This window comes from Dellaglioa sp. CoH-57-MRSF-18 (assembly GCF_056781995.1).
The window spans coordinates 1-328 of record NZ_JBXAXX010000165.1; the positions used below are offsets into that span (position 1 = coordinate 1).

Here is a 328-nt window from a genome sequence, read left to right on the forward strand (position 1 = left end):
CCGTTATTCTGGTTGAGTCTAACCCTCCCGCAAACTCAGCGATCATCAAGTCGCTAGTGGCTGGTCAAAACGTTACGCTCTCCGAAGCAAACGGACTAATCACGGTCACCGCCGCGATTCCGGCAGGCACTGTATCCACGGTCAACGGCATCAGCCCGAACGGAAGCGGCAACGTGTCATTGACGGCCGCGAACGTGAACGCTGTTCCAGTCGCTGGCAACGTGACTATGACGGGCCCGCTGAACATGGGATCACAGGTGCTCAACGGTATTGCTACGCCAGTCAATCCGAGCGATGCAATTCCGCTTTCGTATATCACGGCTCTTGT

Annotated in this window: 1 protein-coding gene; it reads left to right on the plus strand. The window is 56.1% G+C overall.

Going from position 1 to position 328, the window contains the following annotated elements:
* A partial coding sequence (locus AC1RPG_RS08575) for a hypothetical protein (RefSeq protein WP_481762565.1) occupies nucleotides 1-328 on the plus strand: 328 nt, incomplete at both ends.